This window comes from Microbulbifer donghaiensis (genome assembly GCF_900129095.1).
Taxonomy (GTDB): domain Bacteria; phylum Pseudomonadota; class Gammaproteobacteria; order Pseudomonadales; family Cellvibrionaceae; genus Microbulbifer; species Microbulbifer donghaiensis.
On record NZ_FQVA01000004.1, the window covers coordinates 87,061 to 110,463 of the forward strand.

Sequence of the window (23,403 nt, forward strand, 5' to 3'; positions counted from 1 at the left end):
ATCAATTAATTGGTAATTAGAAAAAGTTTGGCCCGGCCGCTAAAGGCGTAGTTAATGCCGCGGTATTCGAACGAACTTTCTGTCGATGCTGAGGCAACTGGATTGCGGTTGAATGCCAGCAGTTGCGTGGCACCAGCGTTGCTTTCGATCGCCACCAGTTCGATATCGCCAATCTTTTTGTGGTCCAGCTCGCGCACCTTACTTTCCGCCTCAAGTGTGAATTCCTGTGCGGGGTTGTACTCGCCGTGGGGCTCCAAGACACTGACAAAGGTGTGCTCGCGCACCTTGTTGCGTCGGGCGATAAAGGATTTCTCTGCGCGCAGGTTGAAGTGGGGGTCGTTGGCGCCGAGTTCAGTAAACAGAATTTCGGTGTTGCCATCTACCAGGCTGGACTGGGTGTAGAAGCGGCCGTTGTCATTGAGCCAGGTAATCTGGGTAAGACCGGAATCCGGTTTGCTGCGTGCCTTTAGCCACAGGTGCTGGTAGCCGTTGCCTTTGCCCAGGGCGGAAATACTGTCGGTAAATCCGCGCAGGTCAAAACTGGTGTCTACCAGTTGCCCGTTATAGTGTACCGGCAGGTCCAGTTGGTGTGGTTTTTCTGACTTAACATCAAACAGGTCAATGGCAAAAGTGCTGCCATCGCCCGGACTGTTAACCAGTGCCATGGTGCGGGTCAGGGTTACGCCGGGGTAGGCGGAATCAATGTTCGCCGCACTGATTTTCACCTGGTTATCAGCGTGGAAAAACTGCAGTTTCGGGTGATGCCTGTTGGCGGACTTCAAATCGTTGTCGAAGTGAGAGGTCTCATCGACCACTACCGTGTTATGCGCTACCGTCTGTTTTGCCCAGGTCTCGTTTTCCGGCAGATAACGGCCACCGTTCTTGGATTCAACGTTCAGGAATCGCGCGGCGCCGTAGTCGGTAACGATCTCTGCACCGCGGTCGTAAAACTGCCAGCTGAGTTTGTCGAAATGGCCGTGCCCCATGCCCTGGGCGGCGGGCTTGAATATCAGAGCCTGGTCGCCATCCAGCTGCTGTCGCATGACCACAAGCGCACCTTCATTGCCGTCCTTGCCGTCGCGGAAGGCCATGGACTTGAACTGATACGGCTGCTGTTTGCCGGCGTCCAGGTCCTGGGCCACTTTCAGACCGTCGCCTGTCAGCAGAATCCGGTCCTGCTGTGCCGCGATTTCCAGCAGCTGGGCATTTCCCGACTCCCCGTAGGCAGTGGCGACACCCAGAACCAACTCCGAGGTATCGATGCCCTTGCTCTTTATTGCGTCATTGATCGGGAAGAACAGACCGTTGTAGCTGAGCTGGATGGTGGTATCGATGGCCTTCATCACTATGCTATCGCGGTACTCGAAAATCCCCCGCTCCGGCTCGTTATTGTCGATGGCCTTGGCAAAGGTCACAAAGGGCATCAGCGCGTAGCGCTGGTAATAGGGGCCTTCATTGTAATAACCGTCCGGGGAGAACAGCGTGCTCAACTGGCGCAGGAAACCGCCCCTGCCGGATTTATCCAGATCCAGCAGCGCCTGCTCCACCCACTCCGGCTCGTCCAGCACGTAACCGGCCATACCCACGCCGGCGGTGAGCCAGGTGCCGTGGTTGTGTACCTTGTTGAAGGTCTCCGGAGATTCAACGGAGAGAAACTTCACCACCGGACGCAGCGCGCCCCGCTCAATTTTTTCCGCTTCCGCATCAGTCAGTGAGGGGCGGATCAGATCGTAGGCTTGAATGGTGTAGACCAGCCATACTGCCTCGTTCAGGCTTTGCCAGAACAATTTTCCGGGGTTTTTGGCTCCCGGGCGGCGCTTGGGATGCAGTGGCAGGGTGGGATATAAATCTGCATAGGCCAGCAGCATATCCCGCACCCGTTCGGCGTACTTCGGATTTTCGGTAATTTGATAAAGCACGCCGGCGTTGTACATCAGCTGGTAGTTTTTCTTATGCTGTTCGTGCGTGTAGCCGCCACCCGCATCCGCGGGTACGGGAACTGCAATCGGCGCCTGTAATGCCAGATCCACGGAGGATTGTGTGGACAGGAATGCTGCGCGAAACCGCCCGGGTTTTTCTACCGCTCCCTGCATAGCGTCGATATCTGCCGCACTGATCACCAGATTGGGGTGTTCTGCGGCGAATACAGACAGCGGCTTCACGGTCAGGGCGGCGGCCGATACGCCGGCCGCCAGCGCTATACATGTCGCGAGTGCGCTGCGTTTTTGGGGGACAGGATTGCCGAACATGATAATGGTTCTACGTTTTTATCAGTTTTTGACTTCGTTGTTGGCAAGCACCGCGGTGTGCGGGCCTTCGGCTACCAGCTCCTTGACGCCCGGAAGCGGCGTCTTGAAAAACTGATTCCTGGCGATACGGGTAATCGGCTCGCCGACGGTATGCACCACCACGATGCCTGCGCTGTTTTCGATCCGATTGTCTCGGATATCGGTCACCTGTACACCGTGCAGCTTGATCAGCGCCTGCGCCTTGTTGCGCTTGCCTTCGCCGGACGCATGTACACTGTTGTGGCTGAATTCAAGATGCGGGCCGAAAGTGCTTTCATCGGTGCCGCCCCGGTAAAGATCCACCAGTGCACCCTGCACCTTGTTGAAGCTATTTCCGGAGACGGTCACGTACTCCGCGTTGTAGATACCCAGGTCATCCTGCTCTTTATTGAGGCGCAGGAAATCGCCGGTGATATTTTCAAAAGTATTGCTTTTGATCGTGATGTCGTCGGCGAACGCACGGTTGCCGGAATCAAAAAAGTGGTAGGAGTGATTGGTATCCAGGTTTTCCACGCGGCTGTTCGTCATGGAAAAACGGTAGTTTTTCAGCATGCCCCATACCGCGGTACGGATCAGGGTGTTGCCCGCGTTGTCCGGGCTGTTGGCCCCGGAAATCACCAGGCCATCCAGGGACAGGCTGCCGCCATCCACAATTTCGAACATCACCGGGCGCTCACCGGTCAGGGTAACCTGGCCCGCTTTTTTCGCCTTGATGGTCAGGGTTTTGTCGATTTGCAGGCGCTTGCGCGCGTTGTAGGTACCCTTCTCCAGAACCAGGGTATCGCCATCGGAAGCGCTGGCGATGGCGTCGAACAGGGCGTCTTCACCAGGCCGCACGTTTATGGTTTCGCCGCTATTGAACGGAGTTGTGAGTTCGGACTTGGGATACCAGGAAACGCCAGTCATTTCCTTAGTGGTTACACGCAAATCCTTGCTTGCGCCTTTTTTCGCCGCCGCTTTATCGACCGGGTAGAGCAGGCCGTTCTCGGCGCGGCGCAGCTTTCCGATACCCTCGTCGATTCCGTCGTGGATCTTCCGATCCACAAACCCATTGGACAGGTTGCCTTTGAAGGTAATACCGGAAATATCGTCGAACACGGAAAAGGGAGACTGGCCGTTCTCGGTATAGAAAATATTACCGGAAACGATGGAGTCTTGTGGTACGGCACTGCGCTCCTGGTCACTACCGGCGGCCAGGTGGATATGGTCCACATTAATAAAACTATTGTTGTCGATTCTCGCATTCACCACCCGGTGGTAGCGATTGATGGGAGAGTTGGGGACACCATTCATTACGGTGAACCCGCTCCCAAATCGATAGCCTGTGAGACCTTCGAGATAGTTATTGCGCACGATCTGGTCTGCGTTGATCACGCGGATACCGCCGGTGTGATCCACACCGTTGCCCAGAAATACGTTGCCTTCAATCAGATTGCCGTTGCCGTGACGCAGAGTCAGGGTGCCGCGGGACTCATAGAAAGTGTTATTGCGCAGGATATTCTTGCCGGACTTGACGGAAATGATTTCCACTTCACCGTCGCGGCGATCGAAGAAGTTGTTTTCGACCACGGTCATGGAATCGGTCAGGGAATAATGGCTGGTGCCGATACGCAGTGATTCGCCACCGTTGGAACCCAGTGTTGGGCGCGGACCGAAATAGTTGTGATCGATGCGGTGGTGATTTTCGCGGCTTTCCTCGCTGTCCAGGCGAACGGCGAGGGTCACACCCTTGTTGCGCTTGCCGGACAGATGGCTGTGATCGAAGCGGTTGTTCTTGCCGTAAATGCCCACCCAGTAGTCGGACTCCATACGTTCGGGCTTGCTGAAGTCCTCGATAACAATTTCGGTCACTCGGGAATTGTTGGCCAGATGCTGTTTGTTGCGGCGGAAGGCCACCACCTCGCTACTGGGCGAGTAACCATCTTTGAATACCAGTCCGGAAACGATCAGATACTCTCCGGCGAGCCGCAGGTTTGACTGGCCGGACAGAATCACTTTGCCTTTGTCCTGCGCTTTCAGCGTGATTGGGTTTTCTTTTTCCCCTTTTCCAGCGAACAAAATTTCAAAGTCGCGCCACACCCCGTTGGCCAGCACCACCGTATCCCCAGCCTCGAGACTTTTCGCCACCTCGGCGTATTCCTTTTGGTCTCCGACCAGGTATTCCTCGGCCATGGCCTGGGTACAGAAAATGGAGGCCTGCCCGCATGTGAGCAGAGTTGCGGCCAGTAGGCGGTGGATTCCTGAAGCTCTCATGATCACTTGGACTGTTCTCGCTGGGATTTTTTGTGCCGCGGCTTGTGCAACTCAAAGCACCAAAAAGGCGCATATAAGGTGCCGAGGATTTATTGTAGGGGCAGCGTAAATTGGTAAAAAGGCTGTGTCAACCAATTTGACTAACCAGTTGTCGTGAAAGATGTTCCAATTTGGTGCAAAAAGGGGGTTGGCTTGCGGTGATGCACAAAAAGTGATCAGGGGTCAGTCCAAAATGTGAAGATTTTCTGAAAATTGGTTGACTGTATGGTTGGTGGGTGAGAGTTTGTGCTGGCCAGATCGCGGGCAGCCGGCCAATTCGGTTGTCACTGGTCAAATAGCTGATAAGAAAAACCGCGATGTGAGAAAAGAAAGGTGCGCCACAAGGGGGTGCGCCTTGTTAATATCAATATGCGCAGACTTCCTTGGGGGTAATCATGCGTAATAATAATAAAGGCGTAGATGTAATGGCGTTGGAGAGAAGCTCTAAAGAGGGTGGCTTTGCCGAAAAAGGCTTCAAAAAGTCACTTCTGGTAAGTGCGATAGCGGCGGTGTCATATATGGGTGTCGCGCATGCACAGGAAACGGGCGGCAACGAAGCTGCAGGGGGGGTGGAAGAGGTCGTTGTTACCGGTACCCGCGCCACCATTCAATCCACCATCGATATCAAGCGTAATTCCGTTACCATCGTCGACGGCCTTTCCGCCAGCGAAATTGGTGAGCTGCCGGCGCTGTCCATCGGTGAAGCCTTGGAGTCCGTCACCGGTGCCTCATCCCATCGCGAAAATGGCGGTGCTACCGAAATCTCCATCCGCGGCATGGGTCCCTACCTGAGCGCAACCACTTTTAATGGTCGTTCCGCCACCAACGGTAGTGGCGACCGCTCGGTAAACTTCTCCCAGTTCCCCTCCGAGCTGATGAACAAGGTCGCTATCCGCAAGACTCAGGACGCCAGCCTGATTGAAGGAGGTGTGGCCGGTTTGATCGAGCTGGAGACCCTGAAGCCGCTGGAGTATGGCCAGCAGCGCATCCAGATTGATACCAAGGCCAACTTCAACCCGAACCAGTCTAATATCGACGATCCCATGGCCGGTGATCTCGGTTTCCGTGGCACAGCCAGCTATGTGGACCAGTTTGAGTTTGATAATGGCATGGCGTTCGGTGTCTCCCTGGGTTACCAGAAGAGCGACATCTCCCAGCCGGAATCCGAGATGCGTTCCTCCAGCCCCAGTGGCACTTCCCTCTACGCGTGTTTGAATGATCCGAGCAATACCAATGAAGGTTTTTACCGCGGTTCCAGCGGTGATTGTGAGGATCAGATCGATGGCTCCAGCAATCAGGGTTACATCACAAGCGTAGATCCCGATACTGGAAAAGCAGTTAGTGATGGCACCGCCTTTGCGTTTGCGCCTAGCTCCAATGGCTATCGCCAGAACGACACTTCCGACGAGCGCGATTCCATATTCGTGGCGCTGCAATTCCAGCCCAACGACAGGACCGATATCAATTTCGACCTGCAGCAGTCCGAGCGTGTGCAGGCGGAGCAGCGCCACGATCTGAACTTCGCCAATATGAAGCGCGTGACCCCGGGTGTTACCGCTGAATCCTTGGTGGTGTCCGACACCGGTACCGTACTGAACTGGGCTGGTGAGACCGCGATCGAATCCAACAGTGAGTTGTATTCCCGCACAGAGGACTATCTGGGCTACGGGTTGAATGTTTCCTACGCTTTCACCGACAACCTGACCGTTTCCGCGGACTACTCTTTCTCTGAGACGACACGCGAAGAGCTGCAGATTTCAGTGCGTACTCAGTCTGACAACGACGATATTTTCGGTGAGGATTCCAACTACCGTCCCATGGTTCAGTGGGATATGGACTCCGGAATCCGCCAGTACACGGTTGCCGATTTTGACGTAACCGATCGCACCCTGTTCTCCGACTCTTACCGTACTCGTATCGATAACGATGTAGATCGTCGCAATAGCAATGAAGCTTTCCGCACCGATTTCGATCTGCGCCTGGACGGCGACTTGATTACCGCCGTTCGCGGTGGTCTGCGTTTCTCCGAGCTGGAATACGTAGATCTGGGTGCGGCACGTGATGAATTCAGCATCAGCCGTGGTTCCGAGGCGGGTGCTGCTGCTATTGCCGAAATCAACAACAGTTGTGCGGTTGCTTTCCCGGAAAGCGATTTCATGAGCGCCGAGAGCAGCGGTAGCCTCGTCACCATGGTGGACGAGAATGGTAACGTGACCGGCAGAACTAACGAGTGGGCCACCTTCGATACCCAGTGTGTAACCGACATGATCCTGGCTTATGCGGGAGAAGGTTTTGCATATCCGGAACTGGAAGACGTGAGTGCAGGCGTCACGGATGTGACCGAAACCACCACAGCTGCCTATGTAATGGCGGACTTCGACAGCTCCCTGGCTGGTACCCCGGTACACGGTAATGTTGGTGTGCGCGTGGTGCAGACCGAAGTGGAGTCCGTGGGCTACCGTACGCCCTACACCATCACCACCAACGATGATGGCACTTACTCCATGGATGAGATCGAAGGTGCGGATCTTGAGCGTGTAACTGCCGGCGGTGACTACACCGAAGTACTGCCGAGTTTGAACCTGGTCGCCGATGTGGCGGAAGACGTATTGGTGCGCGGCGCAGTCTATCGCGGCCTGTCCCGCCCGGATCCGTCTGACCTGGGCTACAAGCGCGCATTCGACACCAATGGCTCCGACGATATCGTCGATATCGCCGATCTGCTGGATGGTGTGGATGGTGACGGCAACCCAAACATGCAGCCGCTGACTTCATGGAACTTCGATACCGCCATCGAGTGGTACCCGAATGACGACACCATGCTGGCGTTTGGCGTGTACCACAAGCGCTTCCAGGGTGGCTTCGAAACCGCGCTGGTTACCGAGACTTTCCAGGTAGACGGCCAAACCATTCCGGCTGATTTTGCCATCACGCGCACCGATGATGATACTAGCAAGTTGACCGGCTTTGAAGTAACTGGCACCCACCGTTTCTCCTATCTGCCGGGTTACCTGAGCGGCCTGGGTGTGAAAGCGAGCTACAACTACGCCGACTCGGACTTCGAGTTTGAAGACAGCCTGTACGGCGACTCTGTAGTGCTGGATGAAAGCGGTAATGCGGTGTCCGAGAAAATCGGCATCATTGCTCCGGGCAATATCCCCGGCTTTTCCGAGAATGTATTCTCCGGTCAACTGTATTACCAGATCGGCGATCTCGACACGAGCCTGATCTACAAGTACCGCAGCGAGTACTTCCAGCCCTACACCGGCAATGGCACCCGCCTGCGCTACGTGGGTGACGTAGGTGTCTGGGAAGCGCGCGCATCCTACCAGCTCACCGACAATGTGAAGTTGAGTCTCGAAGCTATCAATCTGTTTGACGAGCCTAAGAAGCAGTACTTTTTTACCCGCGATAACCTGGGTGAGCTGAACAGCTACGGTCCGCGCGTCTTCCTGGGGCTAAAAGCGAAGTTCTAAACAGCGTCTGCCTGGTTGTTGAAGCGTACTGCCCGTCAGTGCGTTTCAACAGGGGAGGGGCGTTGTATGCAATCCCCTCCCCACAATGAATGCGGGCCTAAGCGAGTTTGCAAAGGCCTGCCAGCTCAGTTTGTTTGATTGTCTCTTCTCCAGAGATGGGCTTCCCCGCCCGAAACTTTATGCCCGCCCCATGCGGGCTTTTTTGCGTCGGTGTGTTGTGGTGAGGGCAATAAAAAAACCATCGGGCTGTATTTGTAAAAACAGCCGGATGGTCTTTTAGGGGGCGGACTGGAGATTAAATGCCGGCGCCTTCTCCCAGACGGTCGATGGAAAAGCGCTTGCGCCGCTCGGAAACTTCCTTGCGTACGACCTCAACGGCCTTTGCCTCGGAAGCATCGTGCAGGGCGTTTAGTGATCGGCTGAAGTGCAGGCGCATAGCGCGGCGCGCCGCACAGGCGTCGCGATTTTCCAGCGCCTGCAAAATGGCCTTGTGTTCGGCGAGGCGTTTCTGGCCATCTTTTTTGCACACGGACTTGTGCACTGACTGAATATCCGGAGAGTGTTCTTGAATATCCCAGAGCCTGTTGATAGAGCTCATCAGAACTCGATTGTTGGTCGCGCGGGATATCACTTCGTGAAACTTCCGGTCCGCGCGCTCGGAGGTCAGGTTGCCCTCCTCGTTTTCGCGCACCATATCCCGGTAGGCATTGCGCAGGTCTTCCAGCTGCTCCTCGGTGATCATGGTGGCGGCCAGCGCGGCCGCTTCACCTTCTACCAGCACGCGGGCTTCGGTGAGTTCGAACGGGCTGAAATCTTTGCTGTCTGCATAGGCGTTAACCGGCTCGATGACGTAAACACCGGACCCGGTTCGCACGGCTACCCTTCCCATTACTTCAAGGGCGATGATTGCTTCGCGGATGCTCGGGCGGCTCACTTCGAACATTTCCGACAGCTCACGCTCAGAGGGCAATCTTACACCGGGCGGGAACTCACCTCGATCCAGCAATGCCAGCATCTTTTCCACAACCTGCTGGTATATACGGCGGCCACTAGGCGTATGGTCGAGCTTCATTAAATCTCTCCGGCTACGAGATATAGGCCTCCAGAAGTCTATTATTCCGGACTTCCATGAAGTCGCAGGAATACCTGTCGGAAGCCCGAACTTGCAATGGGGGATGGTATCACAATTGGTCTTACAGGCAATAGGTATTGGTATGATGGCTGGGGCTGATGGGTTCCGGGGTTAGAGGGGCCTTTATCGTCCGGGAAGCCTGCTGGATCGGGCGAATCGCAAGCCGGGGGCTGTGCCTGGCCGGGGCCGCACGCTGATGGTCGCCCCGCCTATTTGCCGATCAGTTTCTGGATACTGGAAAAATCCAGCTCCTCATTTCCCGCCAAACTGTGCAAGCCGTACAGATTGCGTGCCAGAGAACCCAGGGGCGTGTAAGACCTGCTTGCGGTCGCCGCCTGCTGCGCCAGCCCCAGATCCTTGCACATCAGCTTCACCATAAAGCCGCCTTCATAGTTGTTACTGGCTGGCACACTCTCCATGACGCCTGGATAGGGATTGTATTTCTCCAGGGACCAGTTGGCGCCGGAGCTTTTCAGCATGATTTCCGACAGCACTTTCGGGTCGAGGCCGTTGTCGACGCCCAGCTGCAGTGCCTCGGCGGTGCCGATCATGTGGATGGCGAGCAGCATATTGTTGCACATCTTTGCGGTCTGGCCGGCGCCGGCTGGGCCGGCGTGGAAGACATTGCTGCCCATATGCTGCAGCACTTCCCGCGCGCGCTCGACATTGGCGGCGTCGCCACCGCACATAAAACTGAGCGTGCCGGCGGCAGCGCCGGCGACGCCGCCGGACACCGGTGCCTCGATGGCGTTCAGCCCGCGCAGCTGCGCCTCTGTGATCAGGCGCCTGGAGCTGCTGGCGGCGACGGTGGAACAGTCGATGACCAGTGTCGTGTCGGCGATATGGTCGAGCAGTTTTTCCCGGTCGATATACAGCGCTTCGACATCTTCACCATTCGGCAGCATGCTCAATACGTAGTCCGCGCCGGCTACGGCTTCGACGGGTGAGGATGCCTTGCCGATCCCGCGGCTGGTAGCGATATCCTGCAATGCGGCCACCGGATCGAAGCCCTTTACCTTAAAGCCCGCCTTGACCAGGTTGGCGGCCATGGGTCCCCCCATATGGCCGAGGCCGAAGAATGCGACTGTCTTGCTCATATCTTTTTCCCGCCTTCAAGCCGTAGGATGGGCAAAGGAGCGCAGCGACGTGCCCATCTTCCACGGAGTTGATGGGCACGCTTCGCTTTGCCCATCCTACATGGATATCCAGCTGCGATTTATTTCAGGTGAATGGTCATGTTCGGGTGTTCCGCGTGTTCGATATCCGCATCGAACCAGCGCGCGGTGATCGTCTTGGTTTCGGTATAGAAGCGCACCGCCTGTTTGCCGTAGGCGTGCTGGTCGCCGTAGAAGGAGGCGCGCCAGCCGGTAAAGCTGAAGAACGGCAGCGGCACCGGAATGGGGACGTTGATGCCCACCTGGCCGACTAAAATGTCGTGCTGGTATTTGCGCGCCGCGGCACCGCTCGAGGTAAAGATCGAGGTGCCGTTGCCGTAGGGGCAGTCGTTGATCAGTTGGATGGCATCGTCGAGTGTGTCGGCGTTCACCAGGCACAAAACCGGCCCAAAGATTTCGTCCGTATAGATCGACATCTCAGGCGTGACGTCGGCAAACAGCGTCGGGCCCAGCCAGTTGCCATCGGGATAGCCGTCCACGGTTACCGCTGAGCCGTCCAGCAGGCAGTTGGCGCCCTCGGCCTTGCCCTTGGCGATATAGCTCTGCACCCGCTCGCGCGCGGCGGGCGAAATCAGCGGGCCGAAGTCCGCCTTCGGATCCTTCCACACGCCGGGGCGTACCTTCGCCATGGTGTCGCGAATCTCCGGAATCCACTGCTGCGCCTCGCCCACCAGCACCACCACGGAGATGGCCATGCAGCGCTGTCCGGCGGCGCCGACCGAGGAGCCGACGACGTTGTTTAGCACGGCCTGCTTGTTGGCGTCCGGCATCACCACCATATGATTCTTGGCGCCGGCAAATGCCTGAACCCGTTTCAGGTGGTCGGTGCCGGTGCGGTAAATATGCTGGCCCACCGGTACCGAGCCGACAAAGGAAATGGTCTTGATGTCCGGGTGCTTGAGCAGGAAGTCCACCTGGTCCCTGCCGCCGTGCACCACCTGTAGCAGGCCCTTGGGCGCTCCGGCTTCCTCGAACAGTTCCGCCAGCTTGCAGGGTGTAATCGGGTCCTGTTCGGAGGGCTTCAGCACAAAGGTATTGCCGCAGGCGATTGCCATCGGAAACATCCACAGCGGAATCATCGCCGGGAAGTTGAATGGGGTAATGCCGGCGCAGACACCCAGCGGCTGCAGATACGAATAGCAGTCGATGGCGGTTGCCACATTCTCCACCGTCTCGCCCATCATCAGCGCGGCGATATTGGCCGCCTGCTCCACCACTTCGATGCCGCGCCAGATATCGCCCTTGGCATCCTCGAAGGTCTTGCCGGTCTCTTCACAGAGAATCTGCGCCAGTTCCTCCTGGTGCTGCTTCAGCAGCTCCTGGTACCTGAGCATCAGTCGCGCGCGGGCCGGCACCGGCGTCTGGCGCCAGCTCTGGAAGGCCTCACTCGCCGAGTCGATGGCGCGCTGCAGTTCGTCTTCGGTGGTATAGGGCGCCTGCGTCAGCACTTCACCGGTGGCGGGGTTGGTTACATCCAGCCATTCGTGACTGTGGGATTGCACCCAGCTGCCGTGCAGGTAAAGCGGCAGCTTGGCGGGAATTGTTTTGTCCATGCGGTTCACCCGGATAGCGATGCATGAACAGTTTAGGTGCAGGTGGCAATCGGGCTAGCAAAGTGGCGCGCCTGTTTTCGCAGGCGCGCCGCGAGTAGCCTCCCTGGAGTTAGTGCCGCTGTACGCGCCCGGTTAATGGGCGCGGGCGGCGACCCTCTGCGCTGCGGCCTTGGTCGGTCCGAAAGCCGGCCGCTGCAGGTCGAGTGTATAAGTCAGCAGCGTGTAGTCGCGCGGATCCGCCTTGCACGTAAAGCCCATGGATTTGGCGAAGCTCTTCACGCGCACGTTATCGGCGGATTCGATGGAGTAGATCCGTTCGAGATGATGCTCGCGTGCGGAGTCGATCAACCGCTCCAGCATCAGGCTGCCAAGGCCCAGTCCCTGCCAGTCATCGCTGACGACCACCGCACATTCACAGCCGTGTCCATCGTCATCCCGTGCATAGTGGGCTACCGCTACTGCCCGCTGCGAATGGTTGCTGTTGGCCACCGCAATAAAAGCCTCATGTCGCTGGTGATCGTTGTCGGTCAACAGTTCGATCAGCTGTTCGCTGGCCTTACAGCTACCGCCAATAAAACGGTCTCGGCGCGTCTCGGGTGACAACCCCTCAATCAAATCTTTTTCAAGCTGGCCGTCATTCCGGCACACAGGACGGATTAGTACCCTGCGTCCGTTGCCCAAGGTTACCGTTTCCGCTTCGTAATTTTTGCAGATACTGTTGTAGGTAGACATATTCATCTACCTCCTGACTGCTTTTCGCAGTTGTTTCTTTAAAGTTCCTCAACAGAAATTTAATTTCCACAGAGCCCGCGATCGCTTGTGCAACCGTATTGCTATGCTACGGTGACTGACTGTGGATCCCAATGCGGTGCCGGTCATTGATGTAATTCGTTTAACAGGTGGCCTCACTAGAACGGAATCGCATCTGCAAAATAAAACTATACAGTCAGAAACCTTGTGTTATAGTGCCGCCGCTGATCCTTATCAGCTGCGTCATCTGTAGGCCGGTCGATTGCCGGCAGCCTCCCCGGAATTTTTTCCCAGAATTCTTCCCGGAACCCTCTACTGAATGCCGCGCCATACCGGTGTTGTTTCCCGGTTACTTGACGGCTGTGCAAACCGAGCGTCCTAGCGCGGGTTTACCCACTCCGATTTTTTTTCTTCGTCCACAACGGGCGAACGTATTTCGATTGTGCCCGAGGCTCAATCTGAGGTTTTTCTATGTTGTTTGAAGATCTGGGCCTGGCCCAGGAAATTGCCCGCGCCGTGGCGGAACAGGGCTACAGCCAACCCACGCCGATCCAGGCGCAGGCGATTCCCGCCGTGATGAAAGGCGGCGATATTATGGCGGCCGCGCAGACCGGCACCGGCAAGACCGCCGGCTTTACCCTGCCGCTGCTGCACCGTCTGTCCCAGGGCGAGCGCGCGCGCAACAACCAGGTGCGCGCACTGGTATTGACGCCGACCCGCGAGCTGGCGGCGCAGGTATTCGACAATGTGCAGGGTTACAGCAAATACCTGCCGCTGCGTCACTCCGTGGTGTTTGGCGGAGTCAAAATCAATCCGCAGATGATGCGCCTGCGCGGCGGTGCGGACATTCTGGTGGCGACTCCCGGTCGCCTGCTGGATCTCTACAACCAGCGTGCCATCCGCTTCGACAAACTGGAGGCACTGGTACTGGATGAAGCCGACCGCATGCTGGACATGGGCTTTATCCACGATATCAAGCGCATCCTGAAAGTCCTGCCGGCACGGCGCCAGAACCTGCTGTTCTCGGCAACCTTCTCGCCGGAGATCCGCGCCCTCGCCAAGGGGCTGGTCAAGGATCCGCTGGAGATCGATGTCAGCCCGCGCAACACCACCACGGAAACCGTGCTCCAGAAGCTGCACCCGGTGGACAAGGCACGCAAGCAGAAGCTGCTGAGCCACCTGATCCGCGAGAACGACTGGCACCAGGCACTGGTTTTCAGCCGCACTAAGCACGGCGCCAACAAACTGGTGAAGCAGCTGGAGGCGGATAAGATCCGCGCGGCGGCGATTCACGGCAACAAGAGCCAGAACGCGCGCACAAAAGCTTTGGCAGATTTCAAGAACGGCAAGGTACAGATACTGGTGGCAACGGATATCGCCGCGCGCGGTATCGATATCGACCAGCTGCCGCAGGTGGTGAATTTCGATTTGCCCAATGTGCCGGAAGACTATGTGCACCGCATCGGCCGCACCGGCCGCGCCGGCGCCCGCGGCCAGGCGGTGTCACTGGTAAGTGCGGACGAGATCAAACAACTGCGGGATATCGAACGGCTGATCAAGAAGCCGGTACCGCGGGAAGAGATTGAGGGATTTGAGCCCGAACACCAGCTGCCGGAATCCGGCGGCCAGTCGCGCGGCTTGCAGACCCGCCGCGGTGAAGGCCAGAAGCCGAGCGGTAATTCCCGCGGAAACAGTCAGCGTCGCGGTGGCCAGGGCAACGGTCAGGGAAGCAGCGGCCAGAGTCGGAATGGCCAGACTCGCAATGGACAGCCTCGCGGGGAAGGCCGCGGCGATCAGGCCCCGCGCAGTGACGCGCAGCGTCCGCGCCGCCGCAGACGTCCGGCGCGCAGCACCGAAACTGCCTGACTTTCTGCGTAAATGCTGTTGGCCATTCCGGCTTGCGCCGGGATGGCGAATGGAAAGGGCGATCATTACGATCGCCCTTTTTCGTTTCGATCAGTTTTTGGGATTGTTGGCCATGTAGTCCAGCGTCAGCTGGGTAATGGCCTCGGTACCCACTTTCAGCGCGCTCTCGTCCACGTAGAAGCGCGGCGAGTGGTTGCTGGCGGCCGTTGCCGGGTCTTTGCTCTTCGGAGTTACACCGAGGAAATAGTAAAAGCCGGGTACTTCGTTGGCGAAGTAGGAGAAGTCCTCGGCACCGGTGATCTTCGGTACGACGATGACGTTCTTGTCGCCGGCGACCGCCTTCATCACCGGTATGACCTTATCCGTCAGCGCCGGGTTGTTCACGGTGACCGGGTAACCCTCGATGATCTCCACCTTGGCCTTGGCACCGGCGCTCTCGGCGATCAGTTCCGCGGTGGTCTTCAGCTTGGCGAAGATCTGCTGGCGGTTGTCCATATCGAAATTGCGGATGGTGCCGTTCATAAACACGCTGTCCGGAATGATATTGTTGCGCACGCCGCCGTCGATCTTGCCGAAAGACACCACCGCCGGTTCCTTGGTGATGTCGATCTGGCGGCTGACGATGGTCTGGGTGCCGAGCACTATCTGTGCGGCCGCGGTGATCGGATCCACGCCGCCCCAGGGGCGCGAGCCGTGGGTCTGGCGACCATCCACGGTAATGCGGAATTCGTCGGAGCTGGCCATCAGTGGGCCCGAGCGGTAACCGATCACGCCGACGGGCAGGGTGGAGGTCACGTGCTGACCGAAGGCCACATCCGGCTTGTATTTCTTGAACAGTCCCTCCTTCAGCATCAGCTCGGCACCGCCTTCCTCGCCATCCGGCGCGCCCTCTTCGGCGGGCTGGAAGATAAACAGCACATTGCCGGCCAGCTCGTCGCGCATGCCGGCCAGCACTTCCGCGGCGCCCATCAGCATGGCTACGTGGGTGTCGTGACCACAGGCGTGCATCACGCCCACATCCTTGCCCTGGTAGGTGGTTTTCACCTTGGAAGCGAACGGCAGGTCCATCTGCTCGGTGACCGGCAGTGCGTCCATATCCGCGCGCAGCGCCACGGTCGGGCCCGGCTTGCCGCCCTTCAGCAGGCCGATCACGCCGGTGTGGGCCACACCGGTCTCCACCTGTATGCCGAGGGCTTTCAGGTGCTGTTCAATATATTTGGCCGTTTCGAATTCGCGGTTGCCCAGCTCCGGGTTCTGGTGCAGGTGGCGGCGCCACTCGATTACTTTGGATTCGGTGTTCTTCAGCAGCTGGTCCGGGTCGGCGGCAGTGGCCGGGTTGGCGCCAAGCGGAATGCCGCCCAACAGCGTTGCGCCTATGGCGAGGGGCAGGAATAATCGTTTCACGGCTGATTTCCTTTGTTTGTCGTTATCGTCGGCCGATTCTAACGCGTGCCCGCCGGAGACTCCCATGACCAATCCGATCATCGCCCGCCTGCGCGCCCAGCTGGATCAGGGGCGGGATTCGCCGCTGCTGCGTTTCGGTCTCGGCAGTGCATTGTTTAATGAAAAATCCTACGGAGAGGCGGCCGAGCACCTGCAGCTGTGCGTCGAGCAGATGCCGGATCACTCCGCGGCCTGGAAACTGCTCGGCCGCAGCCTACTGGCGCTGGGCGACTACGACGGCGCGCGCCGGGCCTTTGCCAGCGGCTTGGAGGTGGCCCGCGCCAGGGGTGACAAGCAGGTGGAGCGGGAGATAGAGGTCTTCCTCAAGAAGCTCGACAAGCTGGCAGGCAATTGATCTTTCGGGGTTGATCAATTATTGTTCGATTCTTGTTCGCCTACGCCCTGCGCGGGGCTGATGTCCGCGCGCCGGGGGCTGAGCGAGAATGCCAGGCTGCCCGACTCCACCCCTACAGTGGTGCGGATAATAACAAGATTGCCAAGTAGTGCGTCGATGACAGAAGCCAGCCGAACCTGTTCGCCCGGCGCCAGCAATGACCAAGGGTGCCGCCGTGGCCAGCATTGAATTCAAGCGAGTAGAGAAGCGCTACGCCGACAGCCCGCCCACCGTGCCGGGGCTCGATCTGCATATCCGCGACGGCGAGTTCATGGTGCTGGTGGGCCCGTCCGGCTGTGGCAAATCCACCACGCTGCGCATGATCGCCGGGCTGGAATCGGTGACCAGCGGCGAGCTGTGGATCGGCGACCGCCTGGTCAATGACCTGCCGCCGGCGGCCCGCGACGTGGCGATGGTGTTCCAGAATTACGCCCTCTACCCGCACATGACCGTATTCGACAACATGGCGTTTGGGCTGCGGGTGCGCAAGCAGCCGGAATCCCTGATCAAATCCAAGGTGGAACAGGCGGCGGAGACCCTCGGTCTCGCCGATCTGCTCGGGCGCAAGCCTGGCCAGCTGTCCGGCGGCCAGTGCCAGCGGGTGGCGCTGGGGCGCGCGATAGTGCGTGACCCGCAGGTATTCCTGTTCGACGAACCTCTCTCCAATCTGGACGCGGAATTGCGCGTGCAGATGCGCGGCAATATCGGCCGCCTGCACCGCGAATTCGCCACCACTTCCGTCTACGTAACTCACGACCAGGTCGAGGCCATGACCCTGGGTGCGCGCATCGCGATCCTGAACCGCGGCGAGCTGATGCAGGTGGGCACGCCGATGGAGCTGTACAACGATCCCGACAATGTGTTCGTGGCCGGCTTTATGGGTTCGCCACCGATGAACATAGTGCCGGTGCAGAACCGAGGAGTGGGCCTGAAGAACTCTCTCCTCGATCTGCCGCGCACCGACCTCGATGGGCTGGCCGGCGAGCTGTTGCTCGGTATCCGCCCGGAGAAGCTGTGCCCCGCGGTCGGCGCGCCCGATCACTGGCCGCGTCTGCGCGCCGCCGTCGAAATGGTCGAGACCCTCGGCGCCGAGATGCTGGTACACCTGGGCGACGGCCGCGAGCGCATGATTGCGCGGCTGCCGGGTTTGCAACTGCTCACTCCAGGGCAGACCCTCGAGCTGGCGCTGGATCCGGACGCGATCTACCTGTTCGACACACAGAACCAGCGACGCATTCGCGCCGTGCAACCCATTGCGGTGGCGGAGCCGTGTTAAGAACCTCACCCTGTAGGAGCCTGCTTGCAGGCGAACAGCGGGATTGCCGTCGAGCTCTGTGGTTTTCGCCTGCAAGCAGGCTCCTACAGGGTGTCCTTTTTCTGCTGTTGTGCCTCGGCGCGGCCAGGTCCTTCGCGGCGGAAGAGCTGCTGCTGTGGCACGGCTACCGCGGCGCAGAGCGCCAGGCTTTGGAGTGGCTGCTGGACGATTACAACCGCAGCCAGGATCAGGTGCGTGTGCGTGCGCTGGCGGTGCCGTTCGGCAGCTATGCCGACAAGTTGTCCGCGGCACTGCCGCGCGGGCAGGGCCCGGACCTGTTTATCTTCGCCCACGATCGCATCGGCGGCTGGGCCAGTGCCGGTCACACCATCGCACCGATCGACGAATTCGTGCGGCCGCAGGTGTTGAGCCGTTTCCCGCACAACCTGCTGAGTGCCATGCGCTATCATGGCAGCCTCTACGGTCTGCCGTTCAACTTCAAAAGCACCGCACTGATCTTCAACCGCGCCCTGGTCGATACACCTCCGCATAGCGCCGAGGAAATGATCGCGCTGGCCCGGGCGCACACCGATCGGCAACACGGCCGCTTCGGCCTCGCCTACAGCTACACGGAACCCTTTTTTCACGGTGCCCTGATGAACGCCTGGGGCAGCGGCCCTTTCGATACCCAGAACCGCCTGGCGCTGGACAGCGATGCCAATATCCAGTCCGTGCAGTTGCTGGTGGACTGGGTCAGAAAGGATGGGGTGCTGCCGGAGGAGCCCAACAGCACCCTGGTCACCAACCTGTTCAACCAGGGCCGCGCGGCAATGGTGATCAGCGGGCCCTGGATGCTCGGTGAAATAGATCCGCAGATCGATTATGCCGTGGCGCCGCTGCCGCGTTTAAACGCCTCGGGCAAACCGCTGTCCCCCTGGGTGGCGGTGGAGGGGCTGTTCCTGTCGCCCTGGTCGAAGCGCAAGACCGCTGCCTATGGGCTGATGGAGTATCTGACCGCGCGGGAATCCGCCGAGCAGATGGCCATCGCCGGCGGCCAGCTGCCGGCCAACCTGGCCGCCTTCGAGCACCCGCAGATCGCGACCAACGATGTCGCCATGGCCTTCCGCGAGCAGCTGGAGACCGCGGTGCCGATTCCGAACCTGCCGGAAATGACGCTGCTGTGGAAACCGCTGGAAATCACCCTGAAAAAAGTGGTGAAGGGTGCTGCACAGCCGGCGGCGGCCTTGCAGCGCCTGCAGCGCGACCTGCAGCGGGATATCGCCGCATTGCAGGCGTCGCGGAGCCGGGATGCCGCACCGACACAGATACCGGCCTGGCTGTGGGGCCTGGCGCTGTTGCTGGTGCTGGCCGCCGCGACGGCGCTGCTGAGGATGCGCCGGCGTATCGCCGCAACCTGGCGCGACAACAGAACCGCGTACCTGTATATCCTGCCGGCGATGCTCGGCATGCTGCTGCTGGTGTTCTTCCCGCTGCTGTACGGATTGCTGCTGTCCTTTACCGATACGACCCTGCTGAACGAGAACACGCCGCTGGCGTCCCGCTGGCTGGGGCTCGACAACTATGTCGGCATTCTCGGCGACTGGAATCTCTGGTACGGCGAGGGCGTCGAGCGCAGCATCAACTTCGACAACTTCTACTGGACGCTGCTGGTCACCGTTTGCTGGACCGCCAGCAATGTGCTGCTCGCCGTCGGCCTGGCGCTGCTGCTGGCACTGGCACTGAACAAGCCGATCTTCGGTCGCGCCTGGTTCCGGGTGCTGCTGATACTGCCGTGGGCGATCCCCAACTACATCACCGCGCTGGTGTGGAAGGGCATGTTTCACCCGCAGTTCGGCGTGATCAACCAGGCGCTGCAGATCTTCGGTTTTGCGCCGGTGGCCTGGTTCGATTCGGTCGGGGCGAGTTTCTTTACCGGCCTGGTCACCAATGTGTGGCTGTCGATCCCGTTCATGATGGTGGTGATCCTCGGCGGCCTGCAGTCGATACCGCGCGAATTGTACGAGGCGGCCCGGGTCGAGGGCGCCGGGCGCTGGTTCCAGTTCCGCGCCATCACCCTGCCGCTGCTGAAGCCGGTGCTGATCCCGGCCATCATCCTGTCGGTGGTCTGGACCTTCAATATGTTCAATGTGATCTACCTGGTCAGCGGCGGTGCGCCGGCGGGGGCCAACGATATCCTGATCACCAAGGCTTTCCGCATCGGCTTCGAGAAATACCAGTACGCCTACGCCGCCGCCTACTCGGTGGTGATCCTGGCGCTGCTGTTCTGCTACGCGCTGTTGCAGACGCGAATCTCCAGAACCATGGAGGCAGCGCGATGAGAGGGGCTCAAATGATGGGCACGCTGCGCTTTGACTCGCGCCGTCCATGGCGCTCACCCGCTTCGCGGGCGCCTTCGGCGTCCAAATCGGTAGTCCTGCCGATTTGTGCCCATCCTACGCAAAGGGTGACGCCATGAATGCCATCGTAGGATGGGCAAAGCGCAGCGTGCCCATCAGGCCCACCCGTGTCGGCAGAATACTGCGGGATATCTGCAGCTGGCGCTTCGCGCTGTTGCTGTTTGCCGGCCTGATTGTGATTTACCCGCTGCTGTGGGTCGTCAGCCTGGCCTTTTCCGGCCAGCAGGCGCTGCAGCTGGTTGAACTGCCGGAGGGCGCGGGTTTCTGGCAGCAGTTGGCCGCACTGGTACCGCTGCCGCAGCAGTGGTCGCTGGACAACTTCCGCGCGGTGCTCACCGAGCAGCCGTTTATGCGCTGGCTGTTTAACAGCCTGGTGGTCGCGCTCAGCACTACGGTGGTGGGGTTGGGCCTGTCCTGCACCGCCGCCTACGCCTTCTCGCGCTTCAAGTTCCCCGGGCGCGAGCGCGGCCTGATGCTGTTCCTGATCTCGCAGATGTTCCCGGCGGTACTGATGCTGATCCCGCTGTACGTGATCGTCGTGCAGTGGCTGGGGCTCGGCAATACCTGGCTGGGGCTGGTGCTGGTGTATGCGATCACCGCGTTGCCGTTCTGTGTGTGGATGTTGAAGGGTTACTTCGACACGTTGCCTTACGAGATCGAAGAGTCCGCGCTGCTGGAGGGCGCCTCGCGCTTTACCATCTTCTACAAAATCATCCTGCCACTGGCGCGCCCGGCCATCGCCGTGACCGGGCTCTTCTCGTTTATGACTGCCTGGAATGAATTCATACTCGCCTCCATCTTTATGGACGATGAATCCAGGTACACGGTGCCGGTGGGGCTGCGCTTCTTCGTCAGTGACTACGCGTCGGAGTGGGGCTTCTTCGCCGCCGGTTCGATACTGGTTTCCATTCCGGTGATACTGCTGTTCCTCGCGCTGCAGCGCTTCCTGGTCTCCGGCCTGTCGGCCGGGGCGGTCAAGGGCTGAGGCCATCCCTGGCCGACGGCGTTAGAAGGTGTAGTTCACCCCGGCGTTGACCGTGGTTCCGAGCCCCATGCTGTGATAGGCGCCGCCGCTGTACGTGAAGGCCTGGGCGCGGGCCGAGAAGTATTCCTCGTTCAGCAGGTTCTCGATACCGGCGAAGAAGCGCCAGTTGTCCATGGCGTAATTGCCGCTGAGGTTGACCACATCGTAGGCGCTGACCGGGGCATAGGCGCCGCTCCAGTTGCCGTCCGCGTCCGGTTCGAAGCGCTTCCTGTCCCCCACGTGGTAGTAGGTCAGTGCCAGGCTGGCGTTGTCCAGTGGGCGCCAGTCCAGCTGGGCGACGAACTTGGGCGGCGAGATGATGCGCGCATCCAGGTACTCGCCCGTGTCCTCGTCCTCGCCCTCCACCCAGCTGTAGTTGGCACCGGCGCTGAGGCGGTCGGAGAAGCGGTATGTGAGCGCGGCCTCGTAGCCCCACATTTTGTGCGGCGAGCGCACCGGCTCGTAGATGCCGGTGTCCGGGTTGTAGGCGTTGGCGGTGCCCAGCTCCGAAGTGCTCTCGAAGGCGGCGATGCTGAAGTCGAAGTCGTCGAAGTGGGTATCGAGGCCGATTTCGTAGCTGTCGACAATGGATGCCTCTGTCTGGATCAACCCGATATCGTTTACCGTGGCGGTGCGCAGCAGGCGCCCCATGTCGGAGATGTCAGCGCCCTGCGAGTAGTTGGCAAAGGGGCTGAAATGGTCGTTGATATGGTAGCGCAGTGCCAGGTTGTAGGTGGTGGCCTCGTAGCTGAGCTCATCCCCCTTCACATCCATCGGCACCGAACAGGTGTCGGCGTCGCGGCACAGTTTCAGGGTGCGGTAGTCGTCCACCAGCAGGTCGATGCTTTCGTGGCGCACGCCGGCCTTGAGTATCCAGTCGTTGCCGATGATCCACTTGCTCTGCAGGTAGCCGGCCAGGCTGTCCATATCCATCTCCGGCACCCACATGCGGCCGTCCAGCAGTGGCTGGGAGGTGACGTCGTTGAGCGCATCCAGGCCGTAAGTCAGGGTGGCGTCGACATCTTCCCAGTCCAGTTGGGTGTTGAAGTTGAAGCGCAGGCCGCGCTTCTCGGATTTGATCATCGACTGGCCGCCGTCGTAACCCTCCTCAGGATTCGACAGGGTGGGGGAGAAGAAAAACACGTTCTCGATTACCTGGCCGTAGGCGTCGACGGTCATCGCGGTGTTGTCGGTCAGGCTGTTGTCCACATACTTCAGCATAAAATTGTGGTTGCCCCGCGGGCCCTGGGGATCGCCGTGTCCGCTATCGCCGTCATCCTTCACCGCGTAAGTCTTGGTGCCGTCGTTGACCGAGCCAAGCACATCCACCAGGTCGGCGTTCTGCTGGCCTTCGAAGTAGTTGTAGGTGAACTGCAGGGACTTATCCCCGTCCAGTCGGTAGCCCAGCTTGGTGAAAAAGTTCTGGGTCACGCTCTCGGACAGGCCGTAGATGGTGCCCATGATGTCGCCCTCCGCGTCCCGCTCCACGCCCCGCTCGTCGCGGGAGGCGCCGGCGACAAAGCTGAACTGGTCGCGGGTGCCGCTGACCGAGCCCTGGGTGCGGACGCCGGCGCTGTCCTCGAATTTGACCGCGCTGAAGCGGCTCGACACAGAGGCCTGGCCGGCAAACTCGCTGTCCGCCGCGCTCTTGGTGATGTAGTTGATGATGCCGCCGGCGGCGCCATTGCCATAGATGGAGGTGGCTCCCTTGACCACTTCGATGCGCTCGATCACGTCCGGATCCAGGCTGCGCATACCCAGGCCGCCGTTGCGCAGGGGGGTGGACTGGGGCACGCCGTCGATCATCACCAGCGGAGCGCGGCCGCGCAGGGTGGTGCCGAAGTTGCTGGTGGAACCGTTGCCAGTGGCCAGTCCGGGCACCTGGATGGCCAACAGGTTCTGCAGTTCGGCGCTGACCTGCAGCTGCCGCTCGATAGTCTCCCGGTCGATGACGGTGACCGAGACGGGAACTTCGTCGATGCTTTCGACAAAGCGGCTGCCGGTGACGATCACCTGCTCCATTTCCCGGTTGTCCGTTTCCTGGGCCTGGGCGGCGGTGCAGGCGACCGCGGCCACGGCCAGTGCCAGTGAGCGCATTTCCATGGTTTTCTTCCGATTGATAGTGAAAGGGAGTTTTCGAGTGCAGGGCGAGGTGCCGCGCGCGGCGCGAATAATAACGATTATCGTTAAGTTTTGTAAATGGTGTTGGCTGCGGTCTTACCGCTATTTGCTCCAATTTCCGTGAAACCAACCCGGGATCGGGCTACTTCCGCCGGTTCTCAATGTGGAGCAGGGCCCGCCGGCCGCGCCATGGCGTAATGAGTGGGCGGCAAATGGC

General features: G+C 59.5%; 14 protein-coding genes. 6 read left to right on the top strand and 8 right to left on the bottom strand.

What is annotated here, in order from left to right; all coding sequences use genetic code 11:
• Positions 1 to 5: 5 nt before the first annotated feature.
• Both BUC36_RS14185 and BUC36_RS14190 read right to left on the bottom strand, forming a co-directional pair.
• A complete protein-coding gene (locus BUC36_RS14185; RefSeq protein ID WP_084536082.1) occupies positions 6 to 2,249 on the bottom strand; it encodes an alginate lyase family protein in 2,244 nt (747 codons plus the stop codon).
• 21 nt (positions 2,250 to 2,270) lie between these two features.
• Positions 2,271 to 4,541, bottom strand: coding sequence for a chondroitinase-B domain-containing protein (locus BUC36_RS14190; RefSeq protein ID WP_084536084.1), 2,271 nt, complete (start codon positions 4,539 to 4,541; stop codon positions 2,271 to 2,273).
• A 434-nt stretch (positions 4,542 to 4,975) separates the two neighbouring features.
• On the opposite strand from BUC36_RS14190, the gene BUC36_RS14195 reads away from it, so the two are divergent.
• Positions 4,976 to 8,056 carry a TonB-dependent receptor gene (locus BUC36_RS14195; protein WP_234995005.1) on the top strand — a complete coding sequence of 1,027 codons (3,081 nt, stop codon included), beginning with the start codon at positions 4,976 to 4,978 and terminating at the stop codon, positions 8,054 to 8,056.
• 295 nt (positions 8,057 to 8,351) lie between these two features.
• Here the strand turns inward: BUC36_RS14195 and BUC36_RS14200 are convergent, their stop codons facing one another.
• The 4 genes from BUC36_RS14200 to BUC36_RS14215 form a co-directional block, all read right to left on the bottom strand.
• Complete coding sequence (locus tag BUC36_RS14200) at positions 8,352 to 9,128, bottom strand: FadR/GntR family transcriptional regulator (protein WP_073276320.1); 777 nt, start codon at positions 9,126 to 9,128, stop codon at positions 8,352 to 8,354.
• Positions 9,129 to 9,397: 269 nt separating this feature from the next.
• Positions 9,398 to 10,285 (bottom strand): 3-hydroxyisobutyrate dehydrogenase, encoded by an 888-nt coding sequence (gene mmsB, locus BUC36_RS14205; RefSeq protein WP_073276322.1) that lies wholly within the window; start codon positions 10,283 to 10,285, stop codon positions 9,398 to 9,400.
• A 119-nt stretch (positions 10,286 to 10,404) separates the two neighbouring features.
• Positions 10,405 to 11,916, bottom strand: a complete 1,512-nt coding sequence (locus BUC36_RS14210; RefSeq protein WP_073276324.1) for a CoA-acylating methylmalonate-semialdehyde dehydrogenase — start codon at positions 11,914 to 11,916, stop codon at positions 10,405 to 10,407.
• Between the two features lie 132 nt (positions 11,917 to 12,048).
• Positions 12,049 to 12,648, bottom strand: a complete 600-nt coding sequence (locus tag BUC36_RS14215) for a GNAT family N-acetyltransferase (RefSeq protein WP_159436025.1) — start codon at positions 12,646 to 12,648, stop codon at positions 12,049 to 12,051.
• 489 nt (positions 12,649 to 13,137) lie between these two features.
• On the opposite strand from BUC36_RS14215, the gene BUC36_RS14220 reads away from it, so the two are divergent.
• Positions 13,138 to 14,532 (top strand): DEAD/DEAH box helicase, encoded by a 1,395-nt coding sequence (locus BUC36_RS14220; RefSeq protein WP_073276328.1) that lies wholly within the window; start codon positions 13,138 to 13,140, stop codon positions 14,530 to 14,532.
• A gap of 90 nt (positions 14,533 to 14,622) precedes the next feature.
• Here BUC36_RS14220 and BUC36_RS14225 read toward each other — a convergent pair whose 3' ends face one another.
• A complete protein-coding gene (locus BUC36_RS14225) occupies positions 14,623 to 15,936 on the bottom strand; it encodes a M20 family metallopeptidase (protein ID WP_073276330.1) in 1,314 nt (437 codons plus the stop codon).
• Between the two features lie 64 nt (positions 15,937 to 16,000).
• Here BUC36_RS14225 and BUC36_RS14230 point away from each other — a divergent pair, with 64 nt between their 5' ends.
• The 4 genes from BUC36_RS14230 (at position 16,001) to BUC36_RS14250 (ending at position 21,026) form a co-directional block, all read left to right on the top strand.
• The gene (locus tag BUC36_RS14230) at positions 16,001 to 16,330 is read left to right on the top strand and encodes a tetratricopeptide repeat protein (RefSeq protein ID WP_073276332.1); all 330 of its coding nucleotides are present in this window, start codon (positions 16,001 to 16,003) and stop codon (positions 16,328 to 16,330) included.
• Between the two features lie 196 nt (positions 16,331 to 16,526).
• Positions 16,527 to 17,645, top strand: a complete 1,119-nt coding sequence (locus tag BUC36_RS14240; protein ID WP_200797284.1) for an ABC transporter ATP-binding protein — start codon at positions 16,527 to 16,529, stop codon at positions 17,643 to 17,645.
• 107 nt (positions 17,646 to 17,752) lie between these two features.
• On the top strand, positions 17,753 to 19,963 hold the full coding sequence (locus tag BUC36_RS19060) for an extracellular solute-binding protein (RefSeq protein ID WP_200797285.1): 2,211 nt from the start codon (positions 17,753 to 17,755) through the stop codon (positions 19,961 to 19,963).
• A 133-nt stretch (positions 19,964 to 20,096) separates the two neighbouring features.
• Positions 20,097 to 21,026 (top strand): sugar ABC transporter permease, encoded by a 930-nt coding sequence (locus tag BUC36_RS14250; RefSeq protein WP_084536116.1) that lies wholly within the window; start codon positions 20,097 to 20,099, stop codon positions 21,024 to 21,026.
• A 21-nt stretch (positions 21,027 to 21,047) separates the two neighbouring features.
• On the opposite strand, the gene BUC36_RS14255 is transcribed toward BUC36_RS14250, so the two are convergent.
• Positions 21,048 to 23,168 (bottom strand): TonB-dependent receptor, encoded by a 2,121-nt coding sequence (locus tag BUC36_RS14255; protein ID WP_200797286.1) that lies wholly within the window; start codon positions 23,166 to 23,168, stop codon positions 21,048 to 21,050.
• Positions 23,169 to 23,403 lie beyond the last annotated feature (235 nt).